Source organism: Gelidibacter sp. (assembly GCF_053579655.1).
The window spans coordinates 92,439-107,258 of the sequence record NZ_JBMDWE010000006.1; the positions used below are offsets into that span (position 1 = coordinate 92,439).

Annotated in this window: 8 protein-coding genes; 6 read left to right on the top strand and 2 right to left on the bottom strand. The window is 37.1% G+C overall.

Going from position 1 to position 14,820, the window contains the following annotated elements; genetic code table 11:
• Positions 1-229: 229 nt before the first annotated feature.
• Positions 230-3,631: a RemA C-terminal-like gliding motility protein gene (locus tag ACOH2D_RS05125; protein ID WP_348035938.1), complete on the bottom strand. Its 3,402-nt coding sequence runs from the start codon at positions 3,629-3,631 to the stop codon at positions 230-232.
• 347 nt (positions 3,632-3,978) lie between these two features.
• On the opposite strand from ACOH2D_RS05125, the gene ACOH2D_RS05130 reads away from it, so the two are divergent.
• The 3 genes from ACOH2D_RS05130 (at position 3,979) to pruA (ending at position 7,722) form a co-directional block, all read left to right on the top strand.
• Positions 3,979-5,232, top strand: coding sequence for a type IX secretion system plug protein (locus ACOH2D_RS05130; protein WP_449534562.1), 1,254 nt, complete (start codon positions 3,979-3,981; stop codon positions 5,230-5,232).
• Between the two features lie 188 nt (positions 5,233-5,420).
• Entirely contained in the window at positions 5,421-5,807 is a 387-nt protein-coding gene (apaG, locus tag ACOH2D_RS05135) for a Co2+/Mg2+ efflux facilitator ApaG/CorD (RefSeq protein WP_348035940.1), read from the top strand.
• Between the two features lie 289 nt (positions 5,808-6,096).
• Complete coding sequence (gene pruA / locus ACOH2D_RS05140) at positions 6,097-7,722, top strand: L-glutamate gamma-semialdehyde dehydrogenase (RefSeq protein ID WP_449534563.1); 1,626 nt, start codon at positions 6,097-6,099, stop codon at positions 7,720-7,722.
• A 366-nt stretch (positions 7,723-8,088) separates the two neighbouring features.
• Here pruA and rsmG read toward each other — a convergent pair whose 3' ends face one another.
• The gene (gene rsmG, locus ACOH2D_RS05145; protein ID WP_348035942.1) at positions 8,089-8,718 is read right to left on the bottom strand and encodes a 16S rRNA (guanine(527)-N(7))-methyltransferase RsmG; all 630 of its coding nucleotides are present in this window, start codon (positions 8,716-8,718) and stop codon (positions 8,089-8,091) included.
• A 145-nt stretch (positions 8,719-8,863) separates the two neighbouring features.
• Here rsmG and ACOH2D_RS05150 point away from each other — a divergent pair, with 145 nt between their 5' ends.
• From ACOH2D_RS05150 to ACOH2D_RS05160, 3 genes are all read left to right on the top strand, one after another.
• Positions 8,864-9,964 carry a fatty acid desaturase family protein gene (locus ACOH2D_RS05150; RefSeq protein ID WP_348035943.1) on the top strand — a complete coding sequence of 367 codons (1,101 nt, stop codon included), beginning with the start codon at positions 8,864-8,866 and terminating at the stop codon, positions 9,962-9,964.
• Between the two features lie 12 nt (positions 9,965-9,976).
• On the top strand, positions 9,977-11,161 hold the full coding sequence (locus ACOH2D_RS05155; RefSeq protein ID WP_449534564.1) for a pyridoxal phosphate-dependent aminotransferase: 1,185 nt from the start codon (positions 9,977-9,979) through the stop codon (positions 11,159-11,161).
• 548 nt (positions 11,162-11,709) lie between these two features.
• On the top strand, positions 11,710-14,811 hold the full coding sequence (locus tag ACOH2D_RS05160) for a SusC/RagA family TonB-linked outer membrane protein (RefSeq protein ID WP_348036464.1): 3,102 nt from the start codon (positions 11,710-11,712) through the stop codon (positions 14,809-14,811).
• Positions 14,812-14,820 lie beyond the last annotated feature (9 nt).

The following is a 14,820-nucleotide window of genomic DNA, read 5'->3' on the forward strand; positions in this document are numbered from 1 at the left end:
ATCAAATTTTGCATTTATGTTGATCGAATTAAAAATCCTATCAAATTTAAGTGAATTTCAGCAATCCCATTTATTTTTAGGCTAAAAAGTTTTTCAAAATCTAATTCGCCATAACCTTATCATAATCATGAATACATCATTTTTCAAGGTAACCTGAAGACATAAAAAAACCATTAAAGTCAGATGGATTTAATGGTTTTTTTAATTATATAATTTATGAATTGGATTTCTAATTCATCACTTTTTTAGTAATTAAACCCGTATTCTCTAATTTAATGACCGTAAGGTATGCCCCTTTTGGAAATTGGAATTGCGAATTGAACTTGTCGGCAAAGCCCTCCAACTTATAGTCCATCAATTTTTTACCAGTAAGATCGTACACCACCACTGATTCGATATTTTTTGAAGCTTTGACGTAAAGCTGCTCATTTTTAACATAGACAAAGGTTTCTGACATCTGATTATCATCTACAGAAGGGGTTTTGTTGGTATATCGCAACACAAAACGATCTTTAACATCTCCTGCGTTAGCCGTAAAACTATATGGCGAATTTCTTAGATTATGAATGACGTTATTATAGGTGTCTTCTAAATAAATGCCTTGGTCTTCGTTGAGCATGAGGCTGCCTTTGAGGTGGTCAATGCCGATTTTGTAGATGCCGTTTTTTAGAATTTCAATCCCCAAAGACACCTTATCACTATCTTCAAAAGGAAGTGCACGACCTTGAATAAGGAAATCTGAATCTTCCAGAACTGAGTACAACCGCATGCTACCTGGTCCAGAGTTTGCATCATATAATTTGTCTTTTCCATTAGTTGCGCCCTCAACGTAACCTACTACTGCTACAGTGGCCATTTGGGACTCCTCGGTTAATGCCAACCAAATCAGCTGCTTTTCAGTACTTTCATTTGAAGACGTATTTGAGCTGCCTGTACCTCTGTAAAATTGCGTATTATCATATGCACTTTCACCAGTAGGCCCAAAGCGCATTGCATTTGTGAATTTTACATATTTATTAGTTGGATCCGCTTCGACTTGAGCCATAAATCCTTGGCCTGAAGCAATATAACCCTTAAAGTCTTTGTCTGTGGAAGCGGTTAGGTTATAAGTCAGATAATCGTCGCTGTATTTCAATTTAAAATTTTGATAAAACGGTCTGAGTGGCGTTTCAGAAATGGCATTTTTATGAGTCCATACCTGTAACACTCCGCTAAGAACATCTATATTATCACTTAAAAGTTTAGACGGATTTATGGCGGACGGATATGGATTGCCAATTAAATTCCAATGTTGATTAACTGGATTCATAGAGGAGCCTGGAGGCGTGGTTTTAATTTGAACATAATAATCCCCATTATTTGGGACGCCCTCAAACGTATTATTAAGGATATAGTTAACAGGTGGGGTTTCTGGAACTGAGGATGGCACTCTTACAATATAACCTTTACCTGGCGTCATAATTCCTAATCCCAATGGGGCAATCCAATTGCCAAAGGTGCCGGCTGTTCCATTATTAGTATTGTCAACGGTAACGTCCCATTCGTATCTACGGGAGCCCTCTATGCTATTCACATTGAAACCCGCAACTGGGGACGACCAATAAACATAATCAAACTTTTTTATAGTCCCAGGCTTAGTTTCTCTTTTCACAATAATATTGCCACTGTTTTCATTTACAGTTACATCTTTTGTTTGGATTAAGCTAGCACCGTCCTCTAGAATGAAGGTGCCGGCAGGAATCTCTTCAATTATAAGGTCATTTTCATCAAGAACATTAGTAATACCTTCCACAACAATATTATTATAAAGCTTAAGCGTGTTCCCCACCGGAATTGTAACTGTACTGCCTGCCGGCACAAGACAATCACAACCTTCTAAGTCATAAGGCCTATTATATGGTAAAGTTCTGGAAAAAATCAAATTTCTGTCAGCATTTGCTACTGTTACACCCGCAGCGATATAAGCGGGCGGCAAATCAAATGTGGCACCATTCCAAACTACAGGCACACCTCCTTCAGAAAAATTAACAGGAAGAATCACCGCCCCTCTTAAATTTGAGATTTCCAACTTATATGTTCCTAATTCATCGGAAGTAATGGGTGAAAAAGGTATTGTATACTCATTGGTGGTAGCTCCAGAAATTAAAGTTTGGTTTTTGAACCATCTATACTTTAATACTTCACCCGCAGGAATTGGATTTGTTGTACTATAACCTCCATCTACTGCGCCTTCGGCATTAAAATTTATAGTTGATGAGCTCGGCAATTTGCACACAAAACGAGAAATTGGCGCTCTTTTTACAACGGGAGTTTTAATGTCAAATGCTGCTCTATTATAAGCGATAAACGCGAGATCAGCACCCCCTCCTGCCGCCATTTTAATATTGCTTACAGAACCTATGTTTGATGCATTGATTTCGAACTCGTTTAATTTAAAAGCGGCCATTCTTAATGGTCTTTTCCTTGAAGTTATTTCTACACCACTTGTTGGCACGGATAGATCATATGTGGTACTGGTCATCTTGTAAAAATCCAATGACCATTCAGCCAGTAGTGCGGACCCATTAGTTTTTTGATTTGAAATTAGTAAACTGACTGGTCTACCAACAACATTCCCCAAATGATCAGAATAATAATATACATCCGCGCCACCTGGTTCTGCAATTTGCGTTAATAACAAATCCGGTATTTCATCTTCAATAGCACCAACATTTCCGTTTCCGCTGTAAAAACTCACATTAGTAGTTTTACTAAAATTGGTAACTCCAGTACCTAAATCCAAGCCATTAACCCCATCAATCAGAACGCTATATATACTGGTGTTTTCTATGGAAGAACTCAAAACAGTTTGATTTAGCTTGCCGTCGATCATATCTGCCATGGCTAAATAATTATCTGTAGTTGTGTTTCCCGAAACTCCATTAGTGGAATAAGCTTTAAACGTTTGGTAACTAATTGTTGAAGCTTCGTCAGGCGTCACACTTGTTGTGAGTAGCGCATCATTCACCCCTGTTGAATAAATAACTCCGTTATAAGTAAAACCTAAAAGATCGTGGCTAGTATTTGGCATTTTAGTTGGATCAGTTGGATTGTTCTTCCATTCGCTAGATCTCCAAAATCCATTGAATGTCGTAAAAATCTCAGTGATTTTTACCATATTGCTTGATGAGTCTATTAAAGTTCTAGAAGTAGGTAACACATATTCAAGAAAAACTTGGTTTTCTGGAGCATAGGAACCAATATAAACATCTTTACCAATTATTTTAAGCGCATTAGGCCCCACATCACTATCTAAAGGAATGTTAATGCCATTGGCCTGATTAAAGTATGGCGCAATTGTAATAGTCACTACAGTACGTCCTGTATCAACGTCTAAAGTGGCTTTACTATCCTTATATATGTTTTCACAAGTCAAAGTAGTGAACCTGTTACTAGGAGGAATAGTTCCTGGGTCCGCAGTAATAACAACCTTTGATTGTAGTGTAACCCTAGTTGGAGCCACACTACTTACAATAAAATAAGTTGGGAATTCCTGAGCAATAGATTCTAAACATGACAACAGCATTAATAAAATCAAAAACCATTTAAAATTATCAATAATGAAGTGGTGAGGCGTAATTTTTGTTTTCATAAATACCGAAGATTAAGTTGAACGCCCATTATTTCTAAAAATCCTTCAGGAAGGGCACTCCCAAAAAAGTGTAATATTTAAAATTAAGCTGGAAATACAAATCTCGACAGTATTCAACAATCAAAGAAAACTTTTAGATATGGTGCTCAAAAAAACTGCTGAAATACAATTCTAATTACAACAGATTTTTACAGGATTTATAAAACTCGCAAAAACAGCTAAAACGTTGACCATTAAAATAATAAAAAACATAGTAAATAAATAAAATCCCTACAAATTATGCGAAACTTACGTCCCATTTTCAGGCATGATTTTTGCGTATCTTTACACTTCAAAACACTATTAAAATGACCTTCAAAGCATTTTCCTCCCAATTCATCGCATTGCTTTCTGCCATTGTCATGTCCGCCCAGGTTTATGAAACCGCACCACCCAATTATATAAAAACCATTATGTTCAAGGGCAACACCAATGAAAGCCAATTGCCCATTTTAAGACTGGGAGAACCTTTATTATTGGAATTTGATGCGCTTAACGGCTTAGAGTCCGATTTCTACTATGTGATTGAGCATTTTAATTATGACTGGACGCCATCCGATTTAGTGAAATCAGAATACTTGCGAGGCTTTGACAACCAACGCATTCAAGACTATAAAAACTCGTTCAATACCTATCAAATATATTCGCATTATAAGCTTCAAATTCCCAATCAGCAGACTAAAGGCTTATTAGTTACGGGAAATTATCTGATAAGTATCTGGAATGATGATGACGAACTCATTTTTTCAAGAAAGTTCATGGTTTATGAAGACCTTGTGAGTGTTGGAGTCGCCATTAAACGTTCGCGCGATGTCAAATTTATTGATACCAAACAATCCGTGGATATTGTGATCAACAACCGAAATTTTAATTTTAACAATCCGCTGGAAAACGTTAAAACTTTGATTGTCCAGAACAACAATCTCAACACCGCTATTTCAAACGTCAAACCACAATATACCTTGGGTAATCAACTCGTTTACAAATACACTTCAGAAACTAGCTTTTGGGGTGGTAACGAGTATTTGTATTTCGAAACCAAAGATGTCAGAGCCGCCAACATGGGGGTGCAGTTCATTGATTTAAAGGATATTTATAATACTTATCTTTTTGTCAACACGCCACGAGCTCACCAACTTTACACTTACAACCCTGATATCAATGGTAACTTTTTGATCACCGCTGTCGATGCTCACGACGTTTCCATTGAAGCCGATTATACGATGGTTCATTTTGCGCTTAAACAGCAAGAATTTATGGAGGGCCAATCGGTTTATGTGTATGGGAACTTCAACAATTATGCCCTGGAACCAGAAAATAAACTTCTATGGAATCCCAAAACTGGTTTATACGAATGTGCCTTTCGCTTAAAACAAGGTTTTTATAACTATAAATATGTCGTGACCGACAAGAACGGCACCCTCGACGAAGGAGCTATTAGCGGTAATTTTTATCAAACCGAAAACAATTACAAAGTGTTGGTGTATTATAAAGATTTAGGTGCACGCTACGACCGACTGATTGGCTTGGGCGAAGCATCTTCCGTTAATATCTCGAATTAATTTATAATTTTTAAAAATTCCCCGTTTGTTTTTTTCCACAGCTCTAAACAATCGCTTTTTACAGTCCTTATTAAAGGTGTTTTCCACTATAATTATGCAGATGAGCGACAGTGATACATCTTAAACGGAATAAATTACGCAAATGTTGAAAATTATCCTATTTTAGCTATACTCAAAAAAAAATCATCATGGTCCAGCAAGTTACAAGTGGCATCAAAATAAGCGTAGAAACCACCTTTGAAGGCACCTTTTATAAAAACTACAAAGTCCATTTCGCTTTTGGCTACAAAGTAACCATAGAAAATCAAAGCAAAAATTCTGTACAATTGAACACGCGTCATTGGAGAATTTTAGACGCTTTAAATAATATAGAAATCATTGAGGGCGAAGGTGTCATTGGCAAAAAACCTGTTTTAAAACCTGGAGAAACACACAGTTATACTTCGGGCTGTTTACTATCGTCGCCCTACGGCGCGATGCAGGGTCATTTTAATATGATAAATTTCACAAACTCCAACACCTTCAAAGTTTATATTCCTTCATTCAAATTAAGTGCGCCTTTTGCGCTCAATTAATCAACTTTCATTTTTCGCTCTCACCACGACGCTTTTGGAATCGCACATTTCCTATTGCTATTATCTTCATTTTTGAAATATTTTATAAGAAACATGTCTCGGCTTTGAGAAGAGTTTAAAATTGTCTAATCTGGTTAACTTCTGACAGTACTATCTATTGCATTGTTCTTACAACGTGAAAAATACGATATAGATTTAACGAGCATTTAGCAAACCATTCCATTAAAAAACGGCCTAAATTTTGTACCTTCGCCACTTAAAATTTTAAACATTCAAAATTACAATACTCATGGGAAAAGGATTTTTCAAGGTACCAGTGGCTGTAAATGAGCCGATAAAGACTTACGCTCCAGGATCATCAGAACGTGAAGCGGTTTTAGCAGAATACTCTAAAATGTTCAATAGCAAAGTTGATGTACCTCTATATATCAACGGCAAATATGTAAAAACCAAAACCACGACAACCATGTCTCCACCGCACGACCATAAACATGTGGTTGGAACTTATCATTTGGCTGAAAAAAGCCATGTTGAGGAGGCGATTGCAACAGCTCTTGAAGCAAGAAAAACATGGTCTCAATTACCTTGGGAACATCGCGCAGGTATCTTTCTTAAAGCAGCTGAGTTGATTGCCGGGCCTTACCGCGCAAAAATCAATGCGGCTACCATGATTGCACAATCTAAAACCATCCATCAAGCTGAAATTGACTCGGCATGTGAACTTATTGACTTTTTGAGATTCAATGTTCAGTATATGACGGAGATCTACAATGATCAACCAAAAAGTACAAGTGACGCTTGGAACCGAATTGAATACCGTCCTTTAGAAGGCTTCACTTACGCCGTGACCCCATTTAACTTTACGGCAATCGCTGGTAACTTACCATCATGTATGGCTTTGATGGGGAATGTGGTCATTTGGAAACCAAGTAATCATCAAGTTTATTCCGCTAAAGTGATTATGGATGTTTTTGAAAAGGCTGGCGTTCCTGCAGGAGTTATCAATGTTGTTTTTGGCGATGCCGCAATGATTACGGATACGATTATGGCAAGTCCTGATTTTTCTGGATTGCACTATACAGGATCAACTTCTGTTTTTCAAGAATTATGGAAAAAAATCGGAAACAATATTGCGAATTATAAAACCTATCCAAGAATTGTTGGAGAAACTGGTGGAAAAGACTTTATCGTCGCTCATCATACTGCCGATCCTAAGCAAGTAGCCACTGCTATTGTAAGAGGTGCTTTTGAGTTTCAAGGTCAGAAATGTAGTGCAGCATCAAGAGCTTATATTGCAAAAAGCATTTGGAGCAAAGTCAAAGACTACGTCGTTGAGGACCTAAAAACAGTCACCATGGGATCTCCTGAGGACATGAGCAATTTTGTGACTGCAGTGATCCATGAAGCTTCTTTTGACAAATTGGCCAACTATATTGACCAAGCCAGAAAAGATAAAAATGCGACCATTATTGCCGGTGGAAATTATGACAAGAGCAAAGGCTATTTTATTGAACCAACTATCATCGAAACTACCGATCCAAAATACACAACCATGTGCACTGAGCTTTTTGGTCCTGTGATGACAATTTATGTGTATGAGGATAAAGATTTTAGCAAAAACTTAAAACTCGTAGATGAAACCAGTGAATATGCACTAACAGGTGCGATTATGGCCACTGACAGATATGCTATAGACGAAGCCACTAAAGCACTTCAAAATGCAGCGGGGAACTTTTACATCAACGACAAACCAACAGGTGCGGTTGTTGGACAACAACCTTTCGGGGGAGCAAGAGCTTCAGGAACTAACGACAAAGCAGGTAGTGCACAAAACCTATTGCGTTGGATATCTCCTAGAATGATTAAAGAAACGTTTGTAACACCAACCGATTACAAATATCCATTTTTAGGCTAGTAATCCGTTTGTATATTTTATAAAAAAATCCTCAGAACTTGTGTTTGAGGATTTTTTTGTTTTTCAACGTAATAGCATCACCTTAATTTATCCACAATTTAGATATTTAAGATCCTTGCGAACCATTCCAACTAAATCACACTATGGACTAAAACGCCATACCATCCCGACATTCAGCCTGGCAATGGTTTTTAAAACAGACTGAAAATTTATGCATTCGTGTGAAATATACTTCTGTTTTTTCAGGGAACGAATGTATCCGTGAAAATTCGTGAAATTCGTGTCAAAATTTTTAGAAGCTAAAGTGAGATGCACTAAAGCGCATAGTTTTAACTTAGAATTGTGACCAATAACTCCATTCTAAAATCAGCCTTTATATTTTAACGGCAAATGCACTAGTTTTTTTGTTTCAAAAAATTCTTCTTTATAAAAATCAGAAAGATCATATACAGTTGATTTTGGGAAATCGAGTAATTCATCAGCCAGATCGCCCCCTTTTAAATAGATGATTCCATTTTTAAGTTCATGCTTTTGCTTTTTCGCAATTTTATCTTTTACCCAATGAACAAAGGTTGGCATTGCCGCCACTGCCCTGCTTACAATAAAATCATAAGTATCATTGACCTCTTCTACGCGACAATTGGAAGTTTTAACATTGGTCAAGCCCAGCCCCTCAACAACTTCATCAACAACTTTTATTTTTTTAGCAATACTATCTACCAAATGAAAATTGGTTTCTGGAAACATAATGGCCAAGGGAATACCAGGAAAACCGCCGCCAGTGCCAACGTCCATCACTTTAGAACCAGGTTTGAAGGATATCAACTTTGCTATTGCTAAGGAATGGAGCACATGACGCAAATACAATTCGTCAATATCCTTTCGCGACACCACATTTATTTTAAGATTCCAATCTTTATAAAGCTCTTCCAATTGCTCAAATTGCTGTACTTGAAGTTCGGATAAATCAGGAAAGTAATTTCTAATAAGTTGCATTTTCTGTAAATTTTCAGCAAAAATAAGCTTTTTTACACGGATATTTTTAGCATATTCTTATCAGCATCGAAACATTAATTGATTATCTTTGCGCTTCTATAAATAATGGCTTAATTTTTGTCATTATTACAATAAATTTAAATCAATGACACAGCAAACTCTATCTTTCTCGAGAAATGATTCTGCAAAATTTTTCAGAACCCTCAATAAACGTGTAAATGATTATTTCAAAGAAAATAACCTAAGAAGAACAGGAAACTGGAAAATATGGGTTAAAACTGTGGTTATGTTTTCTTTGTTTTTAACTCCTTATTTTTTAATTCTTACTCTTGATCTTCCTACTTGGGCCATGTTACTATTAACCGTTGTCATGGGTGTGGGAATGGCTGGCGTTGGCATGAATGTGATGCATGACGGCAACCATGGCGCTTTTTCAGACAAAGATTGGATTAATCGCTTAATGGGAAGTAGTATTTATATCTTAGCTGGAAACGTATACAACTGGAAAGTGCAGCATAATGTGCTTCATCATACATACACCAACATTCACGGACATGATGAGGATTTGGAAGCTGGACGAATTTTACGCTTTTCAAGACATGCGGAATGGCATAAACACCACCGTTTTCAACATTATTATTCGTTATTTCTGTACGGTCTTTTGACTATAAACTGGGCTATTACCACCGATTATCTTCAAATGAAACGTTATTTAAAACGTAAATTATCTTATGGTAAATTCCCAAATCCTAGAACAGAATGGAGTAAATTGGTCATTTCAAAAATAATTTATGTTTCTATTTGGATTGTTTTACCATTAGTATTGACGGATATCGCTTGGTGGAAAATATTGATTGGCTTTTTTATCATGCACTACGTAGCTGGCCTTATCTTAAGTGTCGTATTTCAATTGGCACACGTTATGGAAGATGCTGAAATGCCACTTCCAGCAGAAAATGGTACCATGAAAAATACCTGGGCCATCCATCAATTAAATACTACCGTCAATTTTGGAACCAATAACAAAATTGTCAATTGGTTTACTGGCGGATTAAATCATCAAGTAGAGCATCATATTTTTCCTCATATCAGTCATGTTCACTATTCTAAAATATCTAAAATAGTCAAGGAAACTGCTCTCGAATTCAATCTCCCCTACAAAGAATATGCAACGACGCGTCAAGCAATTGCAGCACATTTCAGATATTTAAAAGAAATGGGATCAAAACCAGCACTACAAGCCTAATTATTTTTTCAAATGAACTTACTTTCAGATAGAATTTTAAATATGTCTACCTCTGCCACTTTAGCCATGGCAGCAAAAGCCAGAGAATTAAGGGTAGAAGGAAAAGACATCATCGGGCTGAGCCTAGGTGAACCAGATTTTAATACCCCAGACTATATAAAAGATGCTGCCATTCAGGCGATCAACGAGAACTACAGTTCTTATACGCCAGTTGATGGTTATGTAGAACTGAAAGATGCCATCATCACAAAATTTAAACGTGATAATGGCTTAACCTATAATCATAATCAAATCGTAGTATCTACAGGCGCGAAACAATCGCTTGCCAATCTTGCCGGGGTATTGATCAACAAAGGTGACGAGGTCATTTTACCTTGCCCATATTGGGTAAGTTATGCGGATTTGGTAAAGCTAAATGACGGTACACCTGTTGAAGTACCTACCACTATTGCTACCGATTTTAAGATGACACCTCAGCAATTGGAAGCTGCGATAACGCCTAGGACGAAAATGCTTTGGTACAGTTCACCATGTAACCCTAGCGGTTCAGTATATAGCAAAGAAGAACTTCGCGCCTTAGCAGATGTGTTACAAAAACATCCTAATATTATTGTGGTCTCTGATGAAATTTATGAGCATATCAATTTTACGGGCAAACATGCGAGCATGGCACAATTTGAAGACATGTATGACCGCACGGTTACCGTGAATGGCGTTTCAAAAGCCTTCGCAATGACGGGATGGCGTATTGGATATATTGGAGGCCCTGAAAAAATTGCCCGTGCATGCAATAAAATGCAAGGTCAAATAACCAGTGGTGCCAATTCTATAGCACAACGCGCTACGATTACCGCGTTAAATGAATCACCTTCAAGAGTTCAATTCATGATTGACGAATTTAAAATTCGTCGTGATTTGGTCCTTGATTTACTTAAAGATATTGAAGGTTTTAAAACCAATATACCAGAGGGTGCCTTTTACGTGTTTCCAAACGTATCCTATTATTTCGGCAAAACCTTAAGAGGAAAGACGATTAATGACGCTTCTGATTTCTCATTATATTTATTGGAAGAAGCGCTTGTTGCTACGGTTGATGGCGGTGCTTTTGGAAATCCAGATTGTATCCGCATATCCTATGCCGCTTCACAAGAACAGATCATTGAAGCTATGAGCCGAATTAAAGCCGCGGTTAATTAGAACCTTACCTCGTATATAAATCAAAAAAGCCACTTTAGTTAGTGGCTTTTTTGGTTTATACATCCATCTATTTCAATTCCCTCTTGACATTATCAATTCATTAAAAGGGCAACTTCACTTCCATAACACTCCAATGGACCATTTATATACTCTATGACCAACCCAGCGCATTTCGGCTTTGCTCAGCAACTGTCCATTTTCATTTGTTTAAGCTATGATGTTCACTCTTAATTCATAAGCCAAATTCATATTTAAAAACCAAGAACTTAAAAAAAATTCCTATGACGGTACTAATAGCTTAATAATCAGAAAAAAAAATAGTTAAGAATTATAAATCTAAGAAATCAAATAAGAATTAATGCTCAAACAAAAGCAACACCTAAAGAGCTGATTAACATAAACATACCTACTTCATTAAAAATGAATGAGTTGAGTGTTTTAATGTATTTTAACATTTTTAATGATAAATTTAAGAAAATTTAACACCTACATTTGTTTTATATACAAATAATCGTTTCTTTGTCGCCATAATTCTAACCATTTTATAAATGAAAACAAAAATTAGTTTAATTCTAACACTTTGTATAGTGTTCGTTGCACAGATAACATTTGCGCAACAAAAATCCATTTCAGGGACCGTTTCTGATGAATCGGGGATACCTCTGGCTGGAGTAAACATTTTAGTCAAAGGGACAACCAATGGAACACAAACCGATTTTGACGGTAAGTATTCCATAAGCGCAAAAGCGGGTGATGTTTTATCATTCACTTATGTAGGTTTAAAAGCCCAAGAAGTAATCGTGGGTGCCTCAAGCTCCATGAATGTTAAGATGGCGGAAGACGCTTCCGTTCTTGACGAAATCGTCGTAGTAGGTTACGGTGTCCAGAAAAAATCGGCCGTCACGGGTGCAATTTCAAGCATCACAGGATCTTCAATTGAAGGCCTAGTTACTCCAAGTTTTGAATCACAACTTGCAGGTAGAGCTGCAGGGGTTCAAATCACAACCAACAACGGAATTATTGGTGAAGCGCCAAGAATCAGGATTAGAGGTATTTCCTCTATTGGATCTGGTAGCTCTCCGCTTATTGTTGTTGATGGAATGCCTATTTATTCGGGCGATGTTGGAGGTTCTACTGCAACAAACGGTTTAGCAGACATCAATCCAAATGACATTGAATCTTTCGAAATTTTAAAGGATGGCGCGGCTACTGCAATTTATGGATCAAGAGCAGCGAACGGGGTGATCTTAATCACTACTAAAAAAGGAAAAGCAGGTACAATGAAAGTAAGCTACAGCAGCGTGACCGGTTTTGCGTCTGCTGTCAAACTTTTCGATCTTTTAGAAACGCCTGACTTTTTGGTTATTGCAAACGAAAAGCGTACCAATGCAGGAGTAGCTCCTTGGGCGGTTGGTAGCGAATTCAATACAGATTGGCAAAAAGCTGTTTTAAATAATAGCGCCTTACAAAAGGATCATAATCTATCATTTAATGGAGGCACAGAAAGCACCAAATACTATTTCTCCATGGGATACACTGACCAACAAGGTGTTGCTGTAGGTAATAGCATGATCCGCTATAACTTACGATCAAATTTAGAACATAAAGTCAATAAATGGCTAACTATTGGTGGTAGCATCGCTGTTTCAAGAACGTCGTATAATGGCTTAAATACAGGTCTCAACTCGTTATCAGGCAACATCTTTAACGCGATCAGACAATTGCCAAACACACCAATTTTTGATCCTAACAGTGCATCAGGTTATAACTTTTCTTCAGATGGTGCCAATGTTGGCCAATGGGACAACTTAGCTGGTGTAGGAGATAACATCCCAAATATTGCCTATGTATTAGCAAAAAATAAAATCCAATCAAGAGTGAATAGAACTCTTGTAAATACGTTTGCTTCCATAGACTTATTTGAGGGATTGAATTACAGATTCCAAGCCAGTGCCGATAATCCGTTAACCAAAGGATTCCAGTACAGAAACCCTAAACATGGTGACGGAAGAGGCGCAAATGGACTTCTTACAAATAATCACAATGACTTAATGCGATGGAATATCCAAAACATTTTAAGCTATAATCAATCATTCAATGATGCCCATAATATTGGCGTAACGCTAGTTTCTGAATACCAAAAAGATAGAAATGAATCGTTTTTTGGGACAGGAACAAATTTGCTCGATGAATTTTTCAATCAGAATCTTGTTTCAAACGCTTACGGTACACAAGAATCTGGAGGTGGTGTTACTGAAAACGGTATTATGTCCTATTTAGGGCGATTGAGTTATAACTACAAAGAAAAATACTTTCTTCAAGGATCCCTTAGACGTGATGGTATTTCAAAATTAAGCCCAGCTGAAAGATGGCACAACTTTACCGGTTACTCAGGGGGATGGAATATTGCCAATGAGGAGTTTTTCAGTGGATTAAAAAGTACCATCAACGAATTCAAATTAAGAGGTTCCTATTCAGAAGTAGGAAATACAGATATTGGAAATTATCCTTACTTAAACTTAGCTAGAGCCTCAAAATATGGCAACTTGAATGGTATTGTGTTCTCACAATTAGGTAGTGCTCAATTACTTTGGGAAACCAGTAAAAAGACGGATTTCGGTTTAGACCTTGCCTTATTCAATAATAAACTAAGATTCACTTTTGATTATTATAACAATGACATTGATGGCATAATCCTTAACGTTCCAATTCCTGAGTCCTTAGGTATTCCTGACAATAGAATCAAACAGAACGTTGGCGCCATGAGCAACAAAGGTTACGAATTTGGTGTGGATTACAGAGCTATTTCCAATGAGAACTTCAGCTGGAATATTACAGCGAATTTAACTTTAGATAAAAATAAAGTAGTGAGCACCCCTAAAGGTCAAGACATTCCAGGGGGTACATTTGGCGGAATTATTGGCGAGAACTTACTTATTAGAGAAGGTGAGTCCATCAACTCGCTCTATGGCTATAAATATTGGGGGGTAAACCCAGCCAATGGAAACCCAGTGTATCATAAAACTAATGGCACTTTGGTTCAGGGTAATATAACTGATAGTAAATATTATGTTTTCGACCCTAACAACCCTTCAGAGGTGACCACGGCTGGTTCATTGAATGCTAGCGAGGATCGTGTGATTTTAGGAAGTACGCTTCCAACCTATTATGGCGCACTTATTAATAAATTTACTTACAAAAATTTTGATTTAAGCTTTATGTTCCGTTTTAGTGGTGGAAACAAAATTTTCAATGCAACTCGAAGAGAACTGGCTAACCAAACATTAAATAACAGCAGTAAAGAGATGTTAGGCAGATGGCAAAGCACAACCCAACCAGGAGATGGTATCACACCAAAATTATGGGCGGGAAGAGCCAATTTCATCAATTTTGCAGGTAGTGCAACTACGAGATTCGTGGAGAACGCTGATTTCATCAATTTGGACAACCTTTCTTTAGGCTATCAAGTACCAAAATCATTAACTGACAGAGTAAAAGTTGATATGGTCAGAATCTTTGTTCAAGGACAAAACTTATGGAGCATTACTGATTACAAAGGTTTAAACCCAGAAATGGAAACTGGAGGCGTGGACTACAACGGAACTCCTAGAGCTAGAATTCTATCCGTAGGATTAAATGTTAATTTATAATATTAAGAA

What these genes read in the sequence shown, in the direction of transcription:
- ACOH2D_RS05130 (WP_449534562.1), top strand. Translation starts at nt 3,979, where the DNA reads ATGACCTTCAAAGCATTTTCCTCCCAATTCATCGCATTGCTTTCTGCC.
- ACOH2D_RS05150 (WP_348035943.1), top strand. Translation starts at nt 8,864, where the DNA reads ATGACACAGCAAACTCTATCTTTCTCGAGAAATGATTCTGCAAAATTT.
- ACOH2D_RS05125 (WP_348035938.1), bottom strand. Translation starts at nt 3,631, where the DNA reads ATGAAAACAAAAATTACGCCTCACCACTTCATTATTGATAATTTTAAA.
- rsmG (WP_348035942.1), bottom strand. Translation starts at nt 8,718, where the DNA reads ATGCAACTTATTAGAAATTACTTTCCTGATTTATCCGAACTTCAAGTA.
- ACOH2D_RS05160 (WP_348036464.1), top strand. Translation starts at nt 11,710, where the DNA reads ATGAAAACAAAAATTAGTTTAATTCTAACACTTTGTATAGTGTTCGTT.
- apaG (WP_348035940.1), top strand. Translation starts at nt 5,421, where the DNA reads ATGGTCCAGCAAGTTACAAGTGGCATCAAAATAAGCGTAGAAACCACC.
- pruA (WP_449534563.1), top strand. Translation starts at nt 6,097, where the DNA reads ATGGGAAAAGGATTTTTCAAGGTACCAGTGGCTGTAAATGAGCCGATA.
- ACOH2D_RS05155 (WP_449534564.1), top strand. Translation starts at nt 9,977, where the DNA reads ATGAACTTACTTTCAGATAGAATTTTAAATATGTCTACCTCTGCCACT.